29 protein-coding genes and 1 pseudogene are annotated in these 21128 nt (G+C 46.9%); 24 read left to right on the top strand and 6 right to left on the bottom strand.

The window, feature by feature from the left end:
- Window positions 1-137: 137 nt before the first annotated feature.
- Entirely contained in the window at window positions 138-1508 is a 1371-nt protein-coding gene (gene cpxA / locus ACGF49_RS13365; protein WP_113043012.1) for an envelope stress sensor histidine kinase CpxA, read from the bottom strand.
- On the bottom strand, window positions 1505-2200 hold the full coding sequence (gene cpxR / locus ACGF49_RS13370; protein ID WP_112877772.1) for an envelope stress response regulator transcription factor CpxR: 696 nt from the start codon (window positions 2198-2200) through the stop codon (window positions 1505-1507). Before cpxR ends, cpxA begins: the two co-directional genes overlap by 4 nt.
- 157 nt (window positions 2201-2357) lie before the next feature.
- Here cpxR and cpxP point away from each other — a divergent pair, with 157 nt between their 5' ends.
- Window positions 2358-2852 carry a cell-envelope stress modulator CpxP gene (gene cpxP / locus ACGF49_RS13375; RefSeq protein ID WP_113043010.1) on the top strand — a complete coding sequence of 165 codons (495 nt, stop codon included), beginning with the start codon at window positions 2358-2360 and terminating at the stop codon, window positions 2850-2852.
- Window positions 2853-3082: 230 nt separating this feature from the next.
- On the opposite strand, the gene ACGF49_RS13380 is transcribed toward cpxP, so the two are convergent.
- Both ACGF49_RS13380 and ACGF49_RS13385 read right to left on the bottom strand, forming a co-directional pair.
- A complete protein-coding gene (locus ACGF49_RS13380; protein ID WP_262977897.1) occupies window positions 3083-4051 on the bottom strand; it encodes a tyrosine-type recombinase/integrase in 969 nt (322 codons plus the stop codon).
- A 66-nt stretch (window positions 4052-4117) separates the two neighbouring features.
- The gene (locus ACGF49_RS13385; protein ID WP_036773984.1) at window positions 4118-4411 is read right to left on the bottom strand and encodes a helix-turn-helix domain-containing protein; all 294 of its coding nucleotides are present in this window, start codon (window positions 4409-4411) and stop codon (window positions 4118-4120) included.
- Window positions 4412-4607: 196 nt separating this feature from the next.
- Here ACGF49_RS13385 and ACGF49_RS13390 point away from each other — a divergent pair, with 196 nt between their 5' ends.
- The 10 genes and pseudogenes from ACGF49_RS13390 to ACGF49_RS13435 all read left to right on the top strand — a co-directional run bounded on the left by ACGF49_RS13390 (window position 4608) and on the right by ACGF49_RS13435 (window position 11184).
- The gene (locus tag ACGF49_RS13390; RefSeq protein ID WP_036811329.1) at window positions 4608-4898 is read left to right on the top strand and encodes a Cox family DNA-binding protein; all 291 of its coding nucleotides are present in this window, start codon (window positions 4608-4610) and stop codon (window positions 4896-4898) included.
- A gap of 10 nt (window positions 4899-4908) precedes the next feature.
- Window positions 4909-5136: a hypothetical protein gene (locus ACGF49_RS13395; protein WP_036811332.1), complete on the top strand. Its 228-nt coding sequence runs from the start codon at window positions 4909-4911 to the stop codon at window positions 5134-5136.
- Between the two features lie 122 nt (window positions 5137-5258).
- Entirely contained in the window at window positions 5259-5618 is a 360-nt protein-coding gene (locus tag ACGF49_RS13400) for a DUF5347 family protein (RefSeq protein WP_149616323.1), read from the top strand.
- Between the two features lie 73 nt (window positions 5619-5691).
- A complete protein-coding gene (locus tag ACGF49_RS13405) occupies window positions 5692-5886 on the top strand; it encodes a DUF2732 family protein (protein ID WP_036773977.1) in 195 nt (64 codons plus the stop codon).
- A complete protein-coding gene (locus ACGF49_RS13410) occupies window positions 5879-6100 on the top strand; it encodes a TraR/DksA C4-type zinc finger protein (protein WP_262977896.1) in 222 nt (73 codons plus the stop codon). The genes ACGF49_RS13405 and ACGF49_RS13410 overlap by 8 nt, the downstream gene beginning before the upstream one ends.
- Before the next feature lie 4 nt (window positions 6101-6104).
- A complete protein-coding gene (locus tag ACGF49_RS13415; protein WP_315901987.1) occupies window positions 6105-6920 on the top strand; it encodes a Dam family site-specific DNA-(adenine-N6)-methyltransferase in 816 nt (271 codons plus the stop codon).
- Window positions 6917-9055, top strand: coding sequence for a replication endonuclease (locus ACGF49_RS13420; protein ID WP_387491402.1), 2139 nt, complete (start codon window positions 6917-6919; stop codon window positions 9053-9055). The genes ACGF49_RS13415 and ACGF49_RS13420 overlap by 4 nt, the downstream gene beginning before the upstream one ends.
- Window positions 9049-10146 (top strand): annotated as a pseudogene (locus ACGF49_RS13425) (DNA cytosine methyltransferase); the annotation flags it as partial. The gene ACGF49_RS13420 and the pseudogene ACGF49_RS13425, both read left to right, overlap by 7 nt.
- A gap of 388 nt (window positions 10147-10534) precedes the next feature.
- Window positions 10535-10870, top strand: coding sequence for a type II toxin-antitoxin system RelE/ParE family toxin (locus ACGF49_RS13430; RefSeq protein ID WP_036773962.1), 336 nt, complete (start codon window positions 10535-10537; stop codon window positions 10868-10870).
- Window positions 10871-10878: 8 nt separating this feature from the next.
- Window positions 10879-11184, top strand: a complete 306-nt coding sequence (locus ACGF49_RS13435; protein WP_051691050.1) for a helix-turn-helix domain-containing protein — start codon at window positions 10879-10881, stop codon at window positions 11182-11184.
- A 315-nt stretch (window positions 11185-11499) separates the two neighbouring features.
- Here ACGF49_RS13435 and ACGF49_RS13440 read toward each other — a convergent pair whose 3' ends face one another.
- Complete coding sequence (locus ACGF49_RS13440) at window positions 11500-12534, bottom strand: phage portal protein (RefSeq protein WP_262977894.1); 1035 nt, start codon at window positions 12532-12534, stop codon at window positions 11500-11502.
- Entirely contained in the window at window positions 12534-14291 is a 1758-nt protein-coding gene (locus ACGF49_RS13445; protein WP_262977893.1) for a terminase ATPase subunit family protein, read from the bottom strand. The genes ACGF49_RS13440 and ACGF49_RS13445 overlap by 1 nt, the downstream gene beginning before the upstream one ends.
- Window positions 14292-14433: 142 nt before the next feature.
- Here ACGF49_RS13445 and ACGF49_RS13450 point away from each other — a divergent pair, with 142 nt between their 5' ends.
- The 13 genes from ACGF49_RS13450 to ACGF49_RS13510 are packed head-to-tail and all read left to right on the top strand — an operon-like array spanning window position 14434 to window position 21127.
- Window positions 14434-15270 (top strand): GPO family capsid scaffolding protein, encoded by an 837-nt coding sequence (locus ACGF49_RS13450; protein WP_262977892.1) that lies wholly within the window; start codon window positions 14434-14436, stop codon window positions 15268-15270.
- 12 nt (window positions 15271-15282) lie between these two features.
- On the top strand, window positions 15283-16386 hold the full coding sequence (locus ACGF49_RS13455; RefSeq protein ID WP_262977891.1) for a phage major capsid protein, P2 family: 1104 nt from the start codon (window positions 15283-15285) through the stop codon (window positions 16384-16386).
- Complete coding sequence (gene gpM, locus ACGF49_RS13460; protein ID WP_262977890.1) at window positions 16386-17051, top strand: phage terminase small subunit; 666 nt, start codon at window positions 16386-16388, stop codon at window positions 17049-17051. The genes ACGF49_RS13455 and gpM overlap by 1 nt, the downstream gene beginning before the upstream one ends.
- Window positions 17011-17598 (top strand): head completion/stabilization protein, encoded by a 588-nt coding sequence (locus ACGF49_RS13465; protein WP_262977889.1) that lies wholly within the window; start codon window positions 17011-17013, stop codon window positions 17596-17598. Before gpM ends, ACGF49_RS13465 begins: the two co-directional genes overlap by 41 nt.
- The gene (locus ACGF49_RS13470) at window positions 17598-17801 is read left to right on the top strand and encodes a tail protein X (protein ID WP_262977888.1); all 204 of its coding nucleotides are present in this window, start codon (window positions 17598-17600) and stop codon (window positions 17799-17801) included. Before ACGF49_RS13465 ends, ACGF49_RS13470 begins: the two co-directional genes overlap by 1 nt.
- 3 nt (window positions 17802-17804) lie before the next feature.
- Window positions 17805-18128 (top strand): phage holin, lambda family, encoded by a 324-nt coding sequence (locus ACGF49_RS13475; protein ID WP_262977887.1) that lies wholly within the window; start codon window positions 17805-17807, stop codon window positions 18126-18128.
- Window positions 18121-18516 (top strand): structural protein, encoded by a 396-nt coding sequence (locus tag ACGF49_RS13480; protein WP_262977886.1) that lies wholly within the window; start codon window positions 18121-18123, stop codon window positions 18514-18516. Before ACGF49_RS13475 ends, ACGF49_RS13480 begins: the two co-directional genes overlap by 8 nt.
- Window positions 18517-18547: 31 nt before the next feature.
- Window positions 18548-18889: a hypothetical protein gene (locus ACGF49_RS13485; RefSeq protein WP_262977885.1), complete on the top strand. Its 342-nt coding sequence runs from the start codon at window positions 18548-18550 to the stop codon at window positions 18887-18889.
- On the top strand, window positions 18861-19022 hold the full coding sequence (locus ACGF49_RS13490) for a hypothetical protein (RefSeq protein ID WP_228939934.1): 162 nt from the start codon (window positions 18861-18863) through the stop codon (window positions 19020-19022). The genes ACGF49_RS13485 and ACGF49_RS13490 overlap by 29 nt, the downstream gene beginning before the upstream one ends.
- A gap of 7 nt (window positions 19023-19029) precedes the next feature.
- Window positions 19030-19446 (top strand): phage tail protein, encoded by a 417-nt coding sequence (locus ACGF49_RS13495; RefSeq protein ID WP_046974475.1) that lies wholly within the window; start codon window positions 19030-19032, stop codon window positions 19444-19446.
- Window position 19447: 1 nt separating this feature from the next.
- Window positions 19448-20113: a phage virion morphogenesis protein gene (locus ACGF49_RS13500; protein ID WP_046974474.1), complete on the top strand. Its 666-nt coding sequence runs from the start codon at window positions 19448-19450 to the stop codon at window positions 20111-20113.
- Between the two features lie 37 nt (window positions 20114-20150).
- Window positions 20151-20789, top strand: a complete 639-nt coding sequence (locus ACGF49_RS13505; protein ID WP_262977884.1) for a phage baseplate assembly protein V — start codon at window positions 20151-20153, stop codon at window positions 20787-20789.
- Window positions 20786-21127 carry a GPW/gp25 family protein gene (locus ACGF49_RS13510; RefSeq protein WP_214089435.1) on the top strand — a complete coding sequence of 114 codons (342 nt, stop codon included), beginning with the start codon at window positions 20786-20788 and terminating at the stop codon, window positions 21125-21127. Before ACGF49_RS13505 ends, ACGF49_RS13510 begins: the two co-directional genes overlap by 4 nt.
- Window position 21128: the final 1 nt, after the last annotated feature.

Consider the following 21128-nt stretch of genomic DNA (forward strand, 5'->3'; position numbering starts at 1 on the left):
CGTAATAGAAAAGCAATTAAATATAATTTTTTTTAATGAATAGTGGGGGAGGTTAAACCGTCAGACTCATCGGGTCAAGCATAAATAAAATTTATTTATTTAATAAATTTGTAGAATAAGCTTAGCAGAAATCTGTATTACCGGCCATGAAGTGGTAGCCAAATAACCAAGCGTAAGCCGCCGAGTAGGCTGTCCTCAGCACGAACCCAACCACGGTGTTGGTTAATAGCGGTTTCAACAATGGCTAAGCCAAGGCCAGTGCCACCGGATTCTCGATCGCGGGCTTCGTCTGTACGGTAGAAAGGGCGGAATATGTGTTCGCGGTCTTCCGGGTTGACGCCCGGGCCGTCATCATCAACGGTAATGGTGATCCCTTGATTATCGGCGTGAAATACGACCGCAATATGGTGGTGGGAGTAGCGTAAGGCATTACGCACGATATTTTCAAAAGCACTGCCAAGTGCTAATGGGTTGCAGTAAATTGCCCAGGAACTCGGTGGTAAGGTTGCTTCAAGGGTTTTATCCATCTGTTCAGCTTCGAAGCGGGCATTGTCAAGAATATCGTTCCATAAATCTGTCATTTTGATGTTTTCTCTCAACAGTTCATTTTTATGCTGACTGCGGGAGAGGACTAACAGATCGTTAATCATGCTGTCTAGCCGTTGGGCTTCTGTCTCTATTCTTTCCAATTCTTTATTTTCACCATGACGGCGGCGAAGTAATGCTGTTGCAAGTTGTAAGCGGGTGAGAGGCGTGCGTAGTTCATGGGAGATATCGGAAATTAACCGTTGTTGTGCGGTGACCATTCTTTCCAATACACTGATCATCTGGTTGAAGCTGTTACCGGCGGCCAGAAATTCTTGTGGGCCGGCTTCCAGTTCTGGATGCTGGCGTAAATTACCTTTAGCAACATCGTCTGCGGCATTTTTTAATTTACGGGCAGGTTTAGCCAAACTCCATGCCAGCCATAATAGGAGTGGCGCACTGATTAACATGGTGGCAGTTAATAATAATAGTGGCCGGTCAAACATCAAATTAATAAAATCCGATTGTGGGCTATTCGCGGGACGAACTAAATAAAGTTGATAATGATCTTCTCCATCTCGAATGGAAAAGGGCCCTAGCATTTCAGAGCGGCCATATTTTTTCTTTTTAGGATGATCAGCGTTATCTGATTGTCCAATAAAGTTACGGACAACTTGCATTTCACTTCTTTGTGCGCCAATAACGCGCCCTTCGCTGGTGACCAGTATTAGGCGCTGACTTGGGGGGGCCCATTTTTCAATCGCGCGAAATAAACGGCGCCACCAAAGTAAATCGTTAGCGGGATCTTGAGCTAATTCAGCTTCGATATGTTGTTCCAGCATGACTCCCTGCCGGTATTCATTTTCCAGCAGAGAGGTCAGTTGTCTGGAATCCAGTTTCGGCACCATTAATACCAACATTAGGACTAACGCCAGAGTAAACCAGAAAATTGCGAAGATGCGTGCCGTCAAACTGTTTATCATGTCGCAGAAACCATTAAATATCCTCGGCCACGTAAGGTCTTAAACCAGGGGAGTCCATCTTCCCGCTCAGGCAATTTACGGCGTAGGTTAGAGATATGCATATCAATTGCGCGGTCAAATGGCGTGAGCCGTTTACCTAATACTTCCTGACTCAAATGTTCACGGGAGACAACTTGACCTAAATGTTGAGCTAATAGATAGAGCAAAGTAAATTCGGTACCGGTTAAATCGAGAATTTGATTAGCAAAGTTGGCTTCCTGTCGGCCAGGGTTCAATTGTAGATTGTCGACCTGAAGCGTGGGTGGGCCATTGTCGGTTTGCTGTTGTTCACTCCAGTTTGAGCGGCGAAGAATAGCACGTATACGTGCCACTAGCTCACGATCATTAAATGGTTTGGCAAGATAGTCATCTGCCCCTAATTCTAGTCCCAGAACACGATCCAAATCACTTCCTCGCGCTGTCAGCATAATGACTGGAGTTTGATGGTGTAGACGAAGCTCCTTTAATGTCGTAATGCCATTTTTACGCGGCATCATAATATCGAGTAGTAATAAGTCGATAGAATCGTCAAGGAATTTTAATGCCTGCTCTCCGTCATGAGCGACAACAACGTTAAATCCTTCCATTTCAAGTAATTCTTTTAATAGTGATGTCAGTTCACGGTCATCATCAACTAATAGGATTTTATGCATTGATTACTTCCTCCAAGAGCAAAAATACGATAACAAACTTTGCTATTCCACGACTTTACGTTCTTTTACAAGCCTTTGACGCTAGTTTGCAGCCACGTAGGTATAGTTGTCCACATTGGACCTAATAGCATCGTTCGGGGAAACGAGGAATTGTTTAATGCGTAACATAGCAGCGTTAGTTTTAGCGTCAATATTTGTTCTTAGCTCGGCTGCATCTTTAGCTGGAACAGCAAGTACAATGCACGCTGCTACGGTACCTGGTCATTGTGCACCTTGTGAGTATAAAAATGTAGGAAGTTATCATTATCGTAATAATAACGATATTGGTGATAACGACCATATGTTTAGCGGTATCACTTTAACTGAGCAACAGCGTCAACAGATGCGTGATTTGGTAGGGCAGAAACATCAACCGCGCTCATCGATGTCAATGAGTCCGACAGAGCGAGAAGAGATGCGTAAGCTGGTCACTGCGAAGGAGTTTGATGGAGTGGCAGTAAAGGCTCTGATTGAAAGGATGGTCAGATGTAATGTGGAACACCAGGTTGAAATGGCACGAATCCATCACCAGATGTACCAGCTGTTGACACCTGAGCAACAAGCACAATTGGAACAACATTATCGGCAGCGTATGTCTCAGTTACCGAACTGATTTGTAGTACCCATAGAAGCAAAGTAGTAGCAAACGAGAATTTTTCCTTGCCATAGACACCATCCCTGTCTTTTCCCCCGCCTTATGGCGGGATTTTTTTATCTGGCTAAGATTAATTCACTTTAAAATCAACCAGATAAAAGTTTTACAAGCAACTGTAAGTAGCGTGGAAATTTTCAAGTGTGGACACTAGTGTGGACACTTTTGAGTGCTACGGTTGCTTAGGATTGCTAAATTTCCATGCCGCCATTCAGTGGGTTTAACGTGATTGCAAATTGCAAATAGTCGGGTGCCAGATGAGCATACGCCATAGTTTGTTGTATATTGGCATGACCGAGTATTTGTTGCAGTGCAACAATGTTTCCACCTTTCATCACAAAATGACTCGCGAATGTGTGGCGTAGAACGTGTGTTGCTTGTCCTTCTGGTAAATCAGGTTTTATTGATTTTAACTTTGTACGAAAGCTTTCGTAATCAACGTCAAATAATTCCCCTGACTTCTGTTTGATTTCCTTTTCTAACTCTTTTGATATCGGAATAGTTCTTTGCTTGCCATTTTTGGTTTTTAAAAATGTCACTCGGCAACTCTTTACTTGGGCGCTTTTTAAGGTTGATGCTTCTCCCCATCTAGCACCTGTGCTGAGACATAGCAGCGCAATTTTTCTTTCATCCCCTGATAGTACTGATAACAGAGTTTTGACCTCTTCTTTTGTTAAAAAGGTCATTTCTGGCTGTTTTTCCTTTAACGGGGGTAATCCATTCAGTGGGTTGCTACCGCTAAAAACTTCAAGTTTTTGCAATGTCGTTATCATTCCTGATAGACGATACATATCCCGATTTATCGTTGACGCTTTGATCCCATCAGCTAGGCGATTACTGCGGTGTTCCAGTAAAACATGTTTGTTAAGACGGTTTATCGATGGATCATTTAACTGCCTGATTGTCTTCATCAGTTGTCGTTTTTCTATAGTGCCGTTCTCTGCGGTTTGTCCGTGATATAGCCACCATAAGTTCAGTAAATCGCTAAGGTCTCGTCTACTAGTCCTTGCACTGAGTTTTTGAGCATTTGCCATTGAATGACGTTCGAAAGCAATAGCTTCTGTCTTCTTGTTGAATGTTCTCCTGATGCGATTTCCTTGTCGCCCAAGAGGTCTAATGTCCACCATATAACGACCATCATCGAGCTTCTTAATTGGCATAGTGAAGCCCTCCGATGCAACAAATTGATTGACTGTCGATCCAGTCGATTAATTCCTCATGTAGTGTTAGCCAGTTTTCCGGTCTGAGTGGTGTGACGTTTTGATGTCTACACCATCAGGGGAGAGAGTTGGGCTAATTTGCCCAGATTCTGGGGCAATCTTTCCCGTCATTAGCCAGAGTGTGTATTTTTCAAATTTGGGGTGATTGGTAATTTGTAGGACGGTGCTTAATCCAGGTGCGGTGTGTTCACCTTCGTAGTTTTTGAGAGTGCTTAAGGCAATGCCTGTTAATTCACTAAACTTCATCTGTGTAAGTCCTTCGGCTTTACGTATAGCCCGAATTTTTTGTGACATGTCCATAGTTGACAGGTTCCATTTCTAAGACTAAACTCCCTCAAAAGGTACCATATTTAAGACCTTTTAAGGCGCAAAAACCCCTAAAGATGCCCTTAGAAGCAACTATAGGCGTTTGGTCTAGCCAGATTAGCAAACGAGTTGGGAAATTACGAGGTTCTTAATTGACCACTACTGAGTGTTATAGAAAGGAAATTGATGAGTGATGGAAAAAAATTCAGATGGGTACATGCAGGTTTATTATCCAGTTGATGCAGTGCCCTATCAGAAGTTTGCTGAACTGATAGGAAAAACTCCGAGTGCTGTTAAGGGAATGATTGACAAGAGTAAATTACCAATTATTCCGTGGCAGATACCAGAGGCGCCAGAGGGAGTAAAAACTCGTGGAGAAAACTGGGTTTATTTACCTGAGTTTAATAGAGGAATGCGTGACGCATATTTGAACCGTCCTAAAGAATTACGTGATGCGTGGTTATTGTGGGTTGGATTGTAAGGTGAGTGCAATGACTCAAATACCGGCACTAGAGGAATATAGAAAGGGACGGGTAAAATTTGGAAAATTACTTATTCGACCTTTACGCAAGAACGCCATAGTTCAGATTACTCAATATCAGGTCAGTGATGGTGAATATTCTTATGGCCGATTCGATTCAAAAAAGCAGGCTATCAGTTTTGCAAGGCAGCTTTACGGGAGAAAAATAAATGAACGAGTTAACGAAAATTCCGCATAAATATAAATTAACGGGTGATGATTTCAAAAAGATGGATCATTACAGATATTTTGTAGTTTCGGTAATTGGTTTGGCAACTGTGATATTAACCCCGTTATTAGTTTTTATTTACAGGTGACAAAATGGCAAATACAGAGCCGTGCCGTGCTGTTGTCTTAACACTGGATGAAAAAATTGATGGTCTCAATAAAGCCTCTGAGGCGCGTAATCGGTATTTTTTCGATGATAAAGAAAATAATAACAAATTGGACGATTTCATTGAAACTATGCGCGATCGCACAAATAATCGCGTTAGAAATAATGAACGGGTTTTGCATTTGATTTTTCACTTGGCAGGTTTTGATAAAGAGCGTTATCACGTCAAGTTTAAGGAATTAACAATAGAGGAGCGGCGCTCATTAATATTGGCAATTAATCAACTTCGGGCTGTGGCATCTATATTGCCAGATAAATTGGCATTGCCAAAATCAACCCAATATTAATTTAAAGCATAATCTAAGAAATTAATGCGTAAATTCGCAGGGGTTTTTATTGCCTAAAAATAGGAAATAAAAAATGAATATAGAGCAATTAATTAAAAGAAATAGAGAAGACGAACGCAAGATATTAGCCGAACGTTCTTCTTCACGTCTGTTAAAAATCGCGGCGCATATTGTGGCAAAGAAATTGGATTACGCCGCGTCATCTGCATTGTTGAACAGTGAAGCCGAGAAAATAGAACTCGAAGCTCGGGAGCTGGAGAGTGTCTAGGGAAATCGACCATGCTTGCCAACATGCTGAGAAAACGCTAGAGCGCAGAATATCAGAGCATGTAAACCGCTCCGTCGGTGTCTCTGCGTTTGAATGTGAAGAGTGCGACCAACCTATCCCCGTGGAACGCCGGATGAGTATGGCCGGAGTCATCCGCTGCGTCGCATGTCAGGCAGTTTTTGAACTGAAACAGAAGCATTATCGGAGTATATGAATTGGTGAATAAAACTATCTTGAAATGGGCAGGTTCTAAAATTCGCATTATGGATAAATTGCTGCCCCATCTGCCAGCAGGTCAACGGTTGGTTGAACCGTTCGCAGGTTCATGTTCTGTAATGATGAATACGCAATATGATGCGTATTTAATTGCAGGTGCTAACAGCGATTTAATTGATATGTATCAGTGCATCAAAGTGAATTGTGATGGGTTTATAAATGCTGCGCAAGACTGGTTTTCGTATTTTAATAGCGAGCATGGGTTTTATTGTCTGAGAGCTTTATTTAATTCTGATGATAAAAAATATAAATCACAGATATGGCACGCATCGGTATTTTTATTTCTAAACCGGCATTGCTTTAATGGCCTGTGTCGTTATAACTCAAAAGGTGAATTCAATGTGCCTTTTGGGAACGGTAAAAAACCTTACTTTCCCGAAGTAGAAATATTGGCGTTTGCTGCGAAATCTAAGATTGCCTCTATTCATTGTGCCGATTGGCGCGAAATACTGAAAATGGTTGATTTTGGGGATGTGGTTTATTGCGATCCGCCTTATTTCACCAACGGTGTTAATTTCACGCAGTATTGCAAAACTGGCTTTCTTCATAATGACCATCAGGAGCTGGCGACTTCTCTGAAACAGCTTAATGAGTTATTGGGCGTTCCTGTCACAGTGTCCAACTCCATTGAAGCCAAAGAACTTTATGCCGATCTGGGGTTCACTATCCATGAAATCGAAGCACCACGCACCATTGCCGCCAATGGCAATCGTCAGCCAGTAATAGAAATTATCGCGACGCTAGAGGCGGGTGCATGAGTGAGTTAATCGACTTGTTGCAGGAGCACAACAGCGATTACCAGCAGTCAAAACGCCTGCAATATGAGATGTTCAAGCCCGGTTTGCCCGGCGAGTCAACGTTAGCTGAACAGATCATGTGGCAGGCAAACCCTGATGATTATGACTGGCGTCATAAAATTATCGGTGATATGCCCGATTTTTTGGCGCTCTATTTTGCTACCCGGTACAAAAAAATATTTACCCAATCGGGGGGTGATCGCCGTCGTGCTAATACGTTTTTGCGTCAGTTTGGCGAGAACGTATTACCACGGCTGAATAAAGTCACTGAACGCTATCAATTCAAGCATCAGGTATCCGGCGTTACCCCGTTCCCCTTTATTGAGCAGTTAGAGCGATTGGTTACGTTGGAGCGTAAGGATATCAAACAGCTTGCCTGGGGAATTTCCCATTTTATGGCCGAGAACTACGAAAATACATCGGCTCAGTATGTCAATCAACAACCTGTGAGCGAACAAGACGCCAGAGAACGTTTGATCCGTATCTATGAGTTACTGGCAAAACTGACTCAACAAGCTGGCACAACAGCTCCTTACTGGCAGCAGTTCACCAAAGGCAGGGAAGGTGCCACAGTCGATCAATTGTGTGCCGGCCTCCTGCGCATGATGTCGGATAAATGGTGGTATGCCCGCTTGAAAAGAATGCGTGATATTCGCGCTGAGCATATGGCTATTGCGGTAGGTCAAGTGCAGAAATCAGCCTCTCCCTATGTTTCCCGTAGTACGCTGCGTGAATGGTTAGAGCAGAAGCGCCGTAATTGGGATTTTATCAAACAGTTTGATGTTGAGAATGAACAGGGCGACAGGGTACCGCTGGAAGATATGGTACTCGGTAGTGTGGCTAATCCCGCCGTCCGCCGTAGTGAATTGATGGTGAGAATGCGCGGTTTTGAAAATCTGGCTGACGAACTCGGCTATGTTGGTGAGTTTTATACCATCACCGCGCCATCAAAGTATCACGCTGTCCACAGTGTCGGTGGCTTTGTTTCAAATTGGAATGGAGCTAGTCCCCGTGATACACAAAAATATCTGTGCAACGTCTGGGCGAAAATCAGGGCGGCTTATTCCCGTGCGGGGATCAGCGCCTTCGGTTTTCGTGTAGTTGAACCTCACCATGATGGTACGCCGCATTGGCATATGTTGCTGTTTATGCGTCCTGAACATGTCGATGAAATGCGTGACATTATGTGTTATTACGCCCGGTTGGAAGATTCAGAAGAATTACAGGGGCAGAAAGCACTAAAAGCACGATTCCATGTGAAGCCCATCGATAAGGCGAAAGGTTCGGCTACGGGCTATATCGCTAAGTACATTTCCAAGAATATTGACGGTTACGCGCTGGATGGCGAAAAGGATGGGGAAACAGGCCAACTTCTTAAGGATATGTCACGATCTGTCTCTGCTTGGGCCAGTCGTTGGCGTATCCGGCAGTTTCAGCAGATCGGTGGTGCGCCCGTTTCCGTCTGGCGCGAATTGCGTCGTTTGAGTGGTGATGAGCAAATCTTGTCTGATGTAGATATGGATAATGTTCGATTTGCTGCGGATGTGGGGGACTGGTTCGCCTATACCGAGTTCCAGGGTGGGCCTCTGGTTGCACGGAAAGATTTAACCGTGCGGTTGTCCTATGAAATCACCGAACAGGGCAATGCTTACGGCGAAAATGTGTTGCGTATTTCCGGTGTCTACTCGCCCCGTTTGGGCGATTCCTCTTCTTTTATTACCCGTACTGTTAAATGGAACATTGTTCCTAAATTTAACGCTGATGTTAAAGGCGTGGGTTTGGGGTTTTCTGGCGGCTCTGCCGCCTCTTGGAGTTCTGTCAATAACTGTACGGGGTGTAACAGTGCGGCCAGAGGCGGTGATCTGTTAGTGGAAAAAGTTATCGATTATGCGGATTCAATCGGCATGGATTTTAGCCGGGCTATGGCGAAGTCATTAATCATCGGAGGAAAAATCAACATAGGTGAACAGTCGTTCAAGTTATGGACGGATGGCAGTTTTATTCCGATAGAGACGGAATGTCAGAAAGAAGCACGTCGCGATTTGTTGTGGCAGCGGATTAAGAATATTGGTGAAATGAGGAAAAACCTATCGTGAATATGCGTTTCGGTTCGGTTTGTTCCGGTATTGAAGCAGCCAGTGTGGCATGGGAACCGCTGGGTATGTCTCCGGCATGGTTCAGTGAAATTGAGAAATTCCCCAGCGCGGTACTGCAATATCACTGGCCTGATGTCCGAAATCTGGGGGATATGACTGAAATCCCCGCCATGATTACCGAAAATCAGGCCGATGCGCCGGATATTTTGGTTGGTGGTACACCCTGTCAGGCGTTCAGCATTGCAGGTCGGCGTAATGGGTTGGACGATGAGCGGGGAAAACTAACATTATCATTCGTGGAGTTGGCAAATGTCATTGATTCAGTCAGAGCAGCAAACGGAGAACAGCCTTCAATTATCGTTTGGGAAAATGTCCCCGGAGTTCTATCCAGTAAGGATAATGCCTTTGGTTGTTTTCTTGCGGGACTTACCGGAGAAGATGAACCATTGCAGCTGTCAAGGAAGAAATGGACGAACTCAGGTTATGTGTCTGGACCACAAAGAGCTGTTGCGTGGCGGGTGCTGGACGCTCAATATTTCGGAGTGGCCCAACGACGTCGCCGTGTGTTTGTTGTCGCAAGTGCTAGAACAGACATCTGTCCCGCAAAAATACTTTTTGAGCCAAGCAGCGTGCGTCGGCATTTTGAATCGCGCGGAACGGAGGGGAAAGCAATTACCAAAAATGCTGGAAGCCGTGTTGTTATCGGTAGTCACTGGGATTCAGGGTTAAACCCGCATCCGACATTAAACTCAGGCGGTATTGGCATGAGCAATCAGGAGATATTTTCTCAGAGAGGCAGTGGATTGGTATCTACGTATCGGTTGCTTTCGTTTGGTGAGTACCGAACGGATGATATTTCCTCAACCCTGAGAGCCAGAGACGATAAAAGTGCCACTGACCTGATCGCAATGCGGGGTGTCGTGCGCCGTTTGACGCCTGTTGAGTGCGAGCGGTTGCAGGGTTTTCCCGATAATCACACCCAAATTCCGTGGAATGGCAAGGCTTCGGCTGATTGTCCTGATGGTCACCGTTACCGGGCAATCGGAAATTCAATGGCTGTGCCTGTAATGGCATGGATTGGGAAACGAATTTTAATGCAAGCAAGGAATAAATAATGATGCGTTACAACGGAGTATCACTCTAGGAAATGATGAATTACCTCGTTAAATCGAAATTGTTCACTGAAACGACCAGGGCACGATCCCTATGAGGTGGTTGAATATCTGGCGTTGCTGATCCGCATCCGGTGACGGAATGCTGCTTCTTTGGCGAGGCTGCCTGTTGGAATACGTCGGGCTGGCATGAACTAAAATTGCAGTTGTGATTGTGTGACATGTCACGCGATTATCACTAAACCCGCTTTCAAAGCGGGTTATTGCTATGTGTCGATGCTAGATATTATTAGTGCAAGGGCTAACTTAGCTCTTGCGCTAATTTAGCTCAGGGGCTATTATTTAGGTATCAATAGGGGATTGTCGAATGTTTGAAATTAAGTTTCATGATGCTTTTAAGGAAGAATTAAAATCACTGCCTGATTCGCTGGAATTGCGCATGGTCGCGTTAATTAAGCGTTTGAGGGAAAACCCAACCAGCCTGAGAGAGCCGCATTCAAAACCGATAGAGGGATATAAAGGGCTGTTTGAGCTGAGAGCAAAAGCCAAAGACGGAATAGCCAGAAGTTTTTTTTGTTATGCCGCAGGGAAGAAAATCTATCTGTTAAGATGCTTTGTGAAAAAAACTAATGCCACTCCCCTGAATGAACTCAGGATAGCGATTGCGCGAAAAAATGAACTGACAGAACCATCAAGAGATTAAGAGGAAATATGATGCGTGATGACTTAGACCTCTACATTGAGGAAAGAACCAAAGAAAACCCCCGATTTAAAGCCACGTTAGCGGAAGAGGAGAAAGAGCTTGAGTTCGCGATTGAGATGCAGAATATGCTGACTGAATGGCGGAAACATGCTGGGCTGACCAGCGCTCAGGTTGCTGAAAAAATGGGTATCAAACCACCGACTGTATCAAAAATAGAAAGAAATATCGTTAAGGCATCCATTGATACACTCAGTCGCTATGCGCGTGCCTGTGGTGTTAACGATATCAAAATATCCTTATCATTAATAAAGTGATCGTTTTTTATTCTTTTGTTGCGGGTGCGCATAAGGGGGCATAACCCCCCATTCCCCGCACCAATCCGCAAGATCAAAAAAGGATCTCATGCCCCACAAAGCGCCAATACTGGTGCCTTTGAGATGATCTCTTGCTGGTGCATAAAAAGCACTGTATTTAGTGAGCAGGCGCGGCGGGGTCACGACTGCGCGTGGTAGCGTCTGGTAGCTTTGTTGGTCTCAAATTTCAGGATGTAATCATTCTGTATTGAAACTATATTTCTTCCAGACAAAAAAAGGCCACTCAGTAGGCGGCCTCTCGATCAATAATGCGGGCTATTCGTCCTCGTCCATATCCAACGAATACCGTTCAAACCGAATTACCTCCTCACCAATCCAGTCATTTAACTGTTTCATTTTGCTTTGCAATGGCATTAGCTCATTACGTACAAACACCTTAGCCGCCTTCTCCACATCACCAAAACCGCCTGTATTCTGTGGAATAATCCCCATCATCTGCGGTGGTACGCGATGTGCGGCCAATATGTCGTCACGGCTGGCATTCTTGATATTTAAAAATTCGTCTTTAGCTGCGGCTTCAGACAGTGGAATAGTCTGGATACCGTCTTTTTTACCGCCCGGCGCATATAAAAATAGATTGCGGAAATTACCTGGCCCCTTGGAATTTTTCAGCGCATCGCGGATATTGTCGATGTCGGATAGGTTTTGTGAGGCATCGCTGATATACAGGATATAACCTGCGTGGCTGCCGTTCAGGTAATACTTGCGGCGAAAAAGCGTAGCCGATTCATTTAGCAATGCCGACGGCAAAGCAGCTAAATACTCCGGCAATCCGTACAGTTCCTGATTAATATCGGGTTCAATCAGATGAAATACTTGCCCAGTCGGGAACGGGTATGGCTGGCTGTTGTAGCCATATTTCACAAACCAGTAGGTTTCCAGGTCTTCACCGCGTCGGGTGAACTTGGCTGGGCAATGATGCAGCTTCAAAGGCTGGCCGAGGCGATTATTGCGTTGTTCAAGATAAGCATTGCCAAATAGCATAAAGTCCAGCGCCCATGAATCGAATGCCTGTCGGCTAAGTAGCCGATGTGGGATAAAGGTACTGGTCAGGATGTTGCGTTTGACATAAACCGCGCTGCTGTGGTGCGGTGCCGAGCGAAACGACAGCGCCAGCCCGTTAAAACTGATTGGGGGTTCATACCAATTATCGACTAGCACACATTCCAAATAATCAAACACCTCGCGCCGGTCAAGGACGGGGATTGGATCGCCAAAGGTGAATGCTTCAATTGATGGGCTGGCCGTGGTTTTCACCGCCGGGCTGCGTTTTCTGTTTTTACGGCTCATCAGTAAACCTCAACAATATTTCTATGGTGGGGAGTGTCACCGGTAATCGGTTCATTAAACAGGGCGTGCATGGTGGCCCATGCCAGATCTGCGTGACTGGCTTCCTCGCTGCGGCTGGCTTGATAGGTCGGGCGGTTGCCGCTGGCGGTGGTAGAACGGCGGATCGCCATAAAACTTTGTGCAATGTCGGTCTGGCCGGCGTCAAACTCCAGCCGACGATGGTTGATAATGTCCCATGCCTTAAGTACCAGCGCGTTTTTAACGGCGGGGTTATAGACAAATTCCCGCACGGACGGGAAAAATTCTTTGACGTTTTGGTAAACCCCATGCCCGACGCCGGTCGAGTCAATGCCGATATATTCGACGTTGTACTGTTCCGTCAGTCGTTTGATGGCGTCAGATTGAGCGCGAAAGTTCATGCCACGCCACTGATGACGTTCAAGGATGCGGAATTTGCCACCCGGTACCCGCGGTGGAGCGACTACGACACAACCGGCACTGTCGCCATTCTCGCCACCTTTGGCGGGATCATAACCGATCCAGACAGGGTGATAACCATAGGGGCGTAGCATCAGGGGTTGCACATCGTCCCAGATTTCCCAGCTATCGACCATGCAACCCTGCATCAGTTGCAGTGAGAAAATGGATTCGATATCGTCCATAAACTCACACATCAGCAGGTTCTGGTACTCGTCCGGGCTATATTCCAGCCGTAACTGGTCAATATCAAACAGGTTACAGCCGCCTCTGACTGCATCTTCAACCGTGACAATCTGCCGCCACTGACCATCGGCACATCGTAGGCCGCTGGCTAATGCTTGATGGCTAATATCAATGTCAATGCGATTGGCCTTGGCGCGGCCACGGTTAAACAGTTTGCCTGACCAATACGGGTACGCGCCGTGGGTTAAGCTGGACGGTGTAGAAAAGTAAGTCTGGCGCCATTTTTTGTGCATCGCCATACCGGATGCTACTTTACGCAGTTCCTGAAATTTCGGAATCCAGAAATATTCATCCAGATAGAGATTGCCGTGATAGCTTTGCGCGGTGCGGGCATTGGTGCCGAGAAAATACAGGGTGGCGCCATTATTCAGGGTGATCGGGTCGCCTTTTAGTTCGGCGTCCACTTCCCGCGCCATTTCCAGGATGTACTGCTTGAATACGTGGGCCTGCGCTTTACTGGCAGAGAGAAATATCTGATTGCGTCCGGTAGTCAACGCATCGATCAGGGCTTCACGGGCAAAAAAGAATGTCGCACCAATTTGACGGGATTTCAGGATATTGCGGATACGATGCGCTAATCCGGCGTGATACCAATCATGTTGATAATCGAACAGGGTCGAGCGGAAAATGTCTTCCAGCTTTTTGACTTGTTCTTCACTGAACACGTTCTTTTCCGGTGGCCGGCGCTCACCTTTGTTGCGGTTAGCAATTTTGGGGTTCAGATCGGCTTCATTACCGCCGCGGCTGTATTTCCTGATCCGCGCTTGTCGTTCTAACTGACGGTGCAGCAGGTCAATTTCCTTAAAGTCCTTGCCTTCTTTTTGCTCCTTGGCGATAAGCTGACATAACCGTGCTTCAAGAGATAACTCGACTCGTTCAAACGAGGTCACCTCATCCCATTTGTCGCGACGTTTCCAGCTATGGATAGTTGATGCTTTCTCGTTGAGCATTTCCGCAATCCGTGCGATCCGGTACCCGTTAAAATACAGGTGCATTGCGTGCTTACGGGGATCAAAATCGGGCGTTGTTTTCATGCTGCCAGACTACAGACCCGTCCGTCATTTCTCTGTGTCTGCCCTGTGTGCCAGCCCAGACACAACCGCATTTTATTGTTTCCTCGACATGACGATACAAACTAGTAGGCCATGACTGATTCATTGATAATCGGGGCTTGCAATGCCGAAGAAATCCAAACCTTTTCGAATCTGTGTGGAAGGTGCAACCACAGACGGGCGCAAGGTTCAGCGTGAATGGCTGACACAGATTGCCGCCAACTATGACCCGCAGACCTACGGTGCACGTATCAACATGGAACATTACAATTTTTCGTGGAGTCCGCGCTTTGGCGATGTGGAATCGGTTTTTACCGAAGAAATCAAGGACGGTGCGCTGGCGGGCAAGCTGGGGCTGTATGGGATACTTTTACCCACCGATGATCTGGTGGAAATGAACCGTAAGCGTCAAAAGGTTTACACCTCCGCCGAAATCAACCTGGATTTTGCTGACTTCGGCGGGGCGTATCTGGTGGGATTGGCCGTTACTGACAGTCCGGCGAGCCTTGGCACTGAAATGTTGCAGTTTAGCGCTAATGCGACCAATAATCCGCTGAATTCGCGCAAGCAGCATCCGAACAATGTTTTTACTGCCACGGAAGAAACTTTGCTCGAATTTATTGATTTGTTAGAGGAAACCGAAAAAATCTCTCTCTTTTCCTGTGTACAGACGTTCTTCCAGAAAAAGCAGCAGAGTGATGATACTCGTTTTACCGATATCCATCGGGCCGTCGAACTGTGTGCCCAAGAGCAGCAGGCCACGGTGGAAATCGTAAACACACTTTCTCAACAAATAGGCAAAATAACTGCTATCAAACAGAAGCAAACCGAACTTGAAACCCAGCTTAGTGACTTAAAAACTCAGTTGAGTCAGCAAGACAGCCAGAAAACACACCGACCTGTTTCGCTGGGATCGCCGAACGCCGACACTCCAGTCAGTAAACATCTGACCAACTGTTAATGGAACAACCCCATGAAGAACGAAACTCGATTTAAATTTAACGCCTTTCTGATGCGTCTGGGTGAAATTTACGGTGTGGACGCCACGGCATTTACAGGCAAGGTAGAAGTCAATCCATCAGTTGCCCAGACGTTGGAAGAGGAAATCCAGCAAAGTGCCGATTTTCTGCAAAAAATTAACATGGTTCCCGTCAGCGAGCAGTCGGGCGAAGCGATTGGGCTAGGTGCCGGTTCGACTATTGCAGGGACGACAGACACCGACAGTAAGGAGCGAGAAACTTCCGATCCGACCCGACTCAACGCTATTGAGTATAAATGCGAACAAACCAACTTTGACACTAGCATTCCTTACAAAAAACTTGACTTGTGGGCGAAATTTCAAGATTTCCAGTTACGTATCCGTAACGCCATTATCCGTCGTCAGGCATTGGACCGCATTATGATCGGCTGGAATGGGGTTAAACGCGCCAAAACTTCAAACCGCGTTCAATATCCACTATTGCAGGATGTAAATATCGGCTGGTTGGAAAAAATCCGACAGGGTGCACCGGATCATGTCATGAGCAATATCACTGACGAAGCCGGTAAGGTTATATCTGAAACCATCCGTGTAGGAGAAGGCGGCGATTTCAATAATCTTGACGCATTGGTGATAGATACCGTCAACAATGCTATCGACCCAGAATATCAGGATGATACGGAACTGGTGGTCATCTGTGGCCGTGAACTGCTGGCTGACAAATATTTCCCGTTGGTCAATCAGTCGCAGCCCAACACCGAAAAAATGGCGGCCGATGTGATTATCAGCCAGAAACGTATCGGTAATTTGCCCGCAGTGCGTGTACCGTATTTCCCGCCCAAAGCCTTGCTAATTAGCCGTCTGGATAATCTGTCTATCTATTATCAGGAAGGCACCCGCCGACGTTCTGTGCTGGATAACCCCAAACGTGATCGCATTGAAAACTACGAATCAGTCAATGAGGCGTATGTCGTTGAAGACTATCGCGGTGTGGCCCTGATTGAAAATATCGAGATGTTGGCAGCCAGCAAAAAAGCAGCGTCGTTGCAGCCAGATAATGCCGTACCTGAGCACAATGCCGACACTGAGGAACCATAATGGCTAGCCTGTGGCAGCGTCACCGAATGCGATTACAGGCGACCGAGGCTGCTCAACTGAGTCGCCCCGCGCTGCAAAATCACGGCGGTTATAACCAGATGCTGCTGATGCTGGAGCAAGACCGCCGTCATCTTAAAAAAATCCAGTCTATGGAGCGCAAAGCGCAGCACAAAAGGCAGATCTTGCCTAAATATGCGCCGTGGATTACTGGGGTATTACAGGGGGGCATAGGTCATCAAGATGATGTGCTGATGTATGTCCTGCTGTGGCGCATTGATGCCGGTGATTATGATGGTGCGCTGGATATCGCCGAGTATGCGTTACAGCACCGACTTGCTATGCCTGAAAATCATGAGCGGACAACGGGCTGTGCCGTTACAGAAGAGATCGCCGAAGCAGCCCAGCGTTGCTATACCGCTAAATCTCCGGTGCCTCTTGCCACGCTGGAACGGGCGGCCAATCTCACCCACGATCAGGATATGCCCGATAAGGTGAGGGCGGAGTTATATAAATGGCTCGGTTACAGCCAGCGGGATAACAATCAGCCGCAGCCTGCCTATTGTTCGCTGAGCAGGGCTTTAGAACTGAACAATCATGTTGGCGTGAAAAAAGACTTAGAGCAACTTGCCAGAGCGCTCCGCAGTCAGAAACACGACAACACATAACCGAACGTGCCAACGCGCCGGGGCGGCACGGGGTGGCGAAGTCTCAACGCCCTGTTCACCGCCCACCTATTCAGGGGGCAATATGGATTTTATTTCAACCGCACCCGCAACGGATAAACAGGCCACCATGACCAGTGCCCCGTTTTTTCCTGCTATTGAGATCAGTCGTTACCGTGACGAGATGCGCACAGATGGTACGGTCACCGCGCCGAGATTACATCAAGCAATTTCCAACGCCATTGTTGAGGTTAATCGCGAGCTGAACCATTGGCGGCTGAGCCATATTGATGAGGGATACTCATCACTGGCCGATATTCCCGCCGGCACTCTCAATGGCGAGAGTGAGTTGGTTTATCTCTATCGTCGAGCGGTGTTTTGCCTGACTAAGGCGAATCTGATCGAGCGTTACCGCGATATCGACACGACTCAGACCGGCAGTAAAAAGGCTGAGGCAATGGAAATCACCATTGACGACCTGTGGCGGGATGCGCAATGGGCGATGCGCCGGATACAGGGGCGGGATCATGTCATTGTGGCGTTGATCTAATGCGGGTAAGGGCACAACAGTATGACACCGTGGATTCCTTATGCTGGCGCCACTATGGACGAACACAGGGAGTCACCGAACGGGTATTAGCAGCCAATCCCGGTTTGGCTGATATTGGGGCCATCTTGCCGCAGGGTACCGAGATTGAACTGCCTGAAATCACGCCTGCTGCTGTAACGCCCATCATTCAATTATGGGATTAGAAAATGAGCAAGCAACCGGATTTATGGGCCGATTTATTGAATGGCCTGAAAAATTCATGGCCGCAGATATCCGGCTCCTTACTGGCTGTACTGATCTGTTATGGTCGCCTGATTTATGACGGTGTAGAGCGAAAAAAATGCTGGGTTGAACCGTTGCTATGTGGCGGGTTGTCGTGGGGTGTTTCCAGCGGGCTGGAACTGTTTGGCATTCCCGGCAGTGTTTCACCGGCTTTGGGGGGCGCCATTGGTTTTATTGGTGTTGAAAAACTGCGTGAATTTGCCCTTCGCGCAATCAATAAACGTTTAGGAGACAAATCACATGACTAGAGGTGTTCGCAACCATAATCCGGGCAATATCCGCCACGGTGATAAATGGCTGGGATTACACGACACACAAACAGACCCGTCATTTTGTCAATTTGTATCACCAGAATATGGCATACGGGCCATTATCAAGATTATCCGCAATTATGAACGAAAATACGGATTGAACAGTATCCGGCAGATAATTTCTCGTTGGGCACCCCCGAATGAAAATGATACCGAAAATTACATTGCATATATGAGCCGGGCGGTTGGTATTCCCTGTAATGCGGTGATTGATGTTGATAATCCGGTGATCATGACCCGATTGGTTTGCGCCATCATTCAAATGGAGAACGGACAGCAACCATATGCCGATATGATCATTAAACGGGCGTTTGCGCTGTTATGAGGTTTAATCTATATTCACCTTGAGTACGCTGGTGGCAGTGTCTGGCCTGCTCTGGTTCTATTACGGTGAGTATCAGCAAAAAAGCGATGAATACCAAACGCTGAACCAGCGGTATGAGCAACAGCAAACCATTACCGATAACGCATTCCAGACCATCAGGATAATCAATGATATCTCACGGGTTAATAACGAAAATCGGAAGCGATCAGCCGTGGATGCTGCACAAATTCAGGCGGCTATCAACACTGTTGTTGTCGGTAATGATTGCGCCCGTCGTGCTGCTCCTGATAGGGCTGTTGTCCGGTTGCAGCAGCACGCGAACCGAATACGTTCAGGTACCGTTGATGCCGATTCCGATGCATCTGCTCGCTGACTGTCTGCCCCCGGTCATATCCGACACAATGACATGGGGTGATAGCTTGTTGCTGAATGCACAGTTACTGGCGGTTATTGAACAGTGCAATCTGGATAAACAGGCCATTCGACAAATAGAACAGATTAGATAGGTGACACATGAATAAGCCTAACGCTTTGCGGAAAGTCCTGACAGAAAAGATCCCCTACTTGCGCGACAACCCTGAATACCTGCATTTGTTTGTTGAAGATGGCGTCGTTTTGGCGACAATGGCACTCTCCTTGTCTTACGAATATGAATACACGCTAAACCTGATTATTGAAGCCTATCCCGATGATCAGGATGTGCTCATGGTGGTTATCGTGCACTGGATACGCGAGCACCAGCCAGATATTTTCGCTCATCCTGACAATCGCCGCAGCGGCTTTACTTTTGACGTGAATATTCTCAATGATGACACCGCTGATATCAGTATCGATCTGAAACTGACCGAGCGTGTACTGGTCACCCAGCAAGGGCAGGTTAGCACGGTGTGCGCCGTTCCTGAGCCTGAAAACCCGTTTGACAGGTGGTGAGATGAACGGTGACGCATTGCAGCCTTTGGATACCGCACTAACCGCCCTGTTGAATCAACTTTCTCCCGCCAGTCGAAAGCAGCTAGCCCGTGATATCGCACGGGACTTACGACAGAGCCAAATGCAACGTATCCGATCCCAGCGTAACCCTGACGGCAGCCGTTTTACCCAACGCAAGGCACAAACCCGCACTGTACAGCATGGTATAAAATTTATCTGGCGCGGTGAACCTCGCACCTTGAAAAATTGGCAAATCCGCAAGGGCAAGAAGGGTGAAACGATTACCGGTTATGATGCTGAGCGTAAAGGGCAGCGTACTTTTTACAAACGCGATATCCAACGTTTTCTGGACGTCAAAACCGACCGGATAAGTACCCGAAAATCCAATAAAAAGTCCCGCATGTTTAAGAAACTGGCTACTGCGCGTTACTTACGTCTGTCCGCCAGTGAGCGGGAAGCCATTATCTTTTTCGCATCGAAAGTCACTGCGGTTGCTCGTGTGCATCAGTTCGGATTAAAGGAACGTATGAGAGGGAAAAACATTGAAGCCAAATATCCATCGCGGCGACTTTTGGGACTGACACAGAGCGATATTCAACATATCGAAGACCAGATATTTTCCCATCTCATCCACGGATGTGTGCCAGTCAGTACACAAACCTCATGACGTGCAGGTGAGGGTTTGGGGTGACATTGTTGTCTGCATGAACACACAATTAACTGAATTGTTGCGCCGATTGCGCAACCTGATCCGAATCGGTGTTATTACCCAGGTAGATACTACACGGGGAATGTGCCGGGTTATGACAGGCAATCTTGAAACTGACTGGTTGCATTGGTTGACATCCAGAGCGGGAAGTTCCCGAACATGGTGGGCGCCCAGTGTTGATGAGCAGGTTTTATTGTTATCCCTTGGTGGTGACTTGACCACGGCCTTTATACTGCCTGCGATCTTTTCTGATGAGTTTCCAGCCCCTTCGGCATCACCAGAAGCGGTGTGTATCGCTTTTCCTGATGGTGCCGTGATGGAATACGAACCACAGATCAGCGCGTTAACTGTCACAGGTATTAAGACCGCCACGATTACCGCGTCGGCTTCCGTGCATGTTATTGCACCAGAAATCACTTGTATGGCCGACAATCAGATCACATTGGATACACCCACCGTCATTTGCACCCACCATCTGACTACGGGCAGTCTGGAAGTGCAAAAAGGCGGCACTATGCGTGGCAATATCGTTCATGTAGGGGGTGAATTCAGTTCTAACGGGGTTGTGGTGGATTCGCACCGACACCACGGTGTGCGCTCCGGTGACAGTACATCGGGAGTTCCCATATCATGATGTACCTTGGTATGCATCGACAGACGGGTGAGGCTATCAGCGATATCGCCCATGTTCGCCAGTCAGTCAGCGATATCTTGCTAACGCCGATGGGTAGCCGTATTACTCGCCGCCAATATGGTTCGTTGTTATCTGAATTGATTGATGCGCCCCAAAATCCTGCTTTACGTCTGCAAATTATGGCTGCGTGCTATACCGCCATCCAGCGATGGGAACCCCGCATTACCCTGGCCGCTATCACTATCAATCAAGGTGAAGCCGGACACATGACTGTTGATATCAGCGGCCAGTATCAGCTATCCAATGCCCCGGTTGCTTTTTCTGTGCCTGTGGGGTGAC

Source organism: Photorhabdus sp. RM96S, from assembly GCF_042879335.1.
Classification (GTDB): Bacteria; Pseudomonadota; Gammaproteobacteria; order Enterobacterales; family Enterobacteriaceae; genus Photorhabdus; species Photorhabdus kayaii.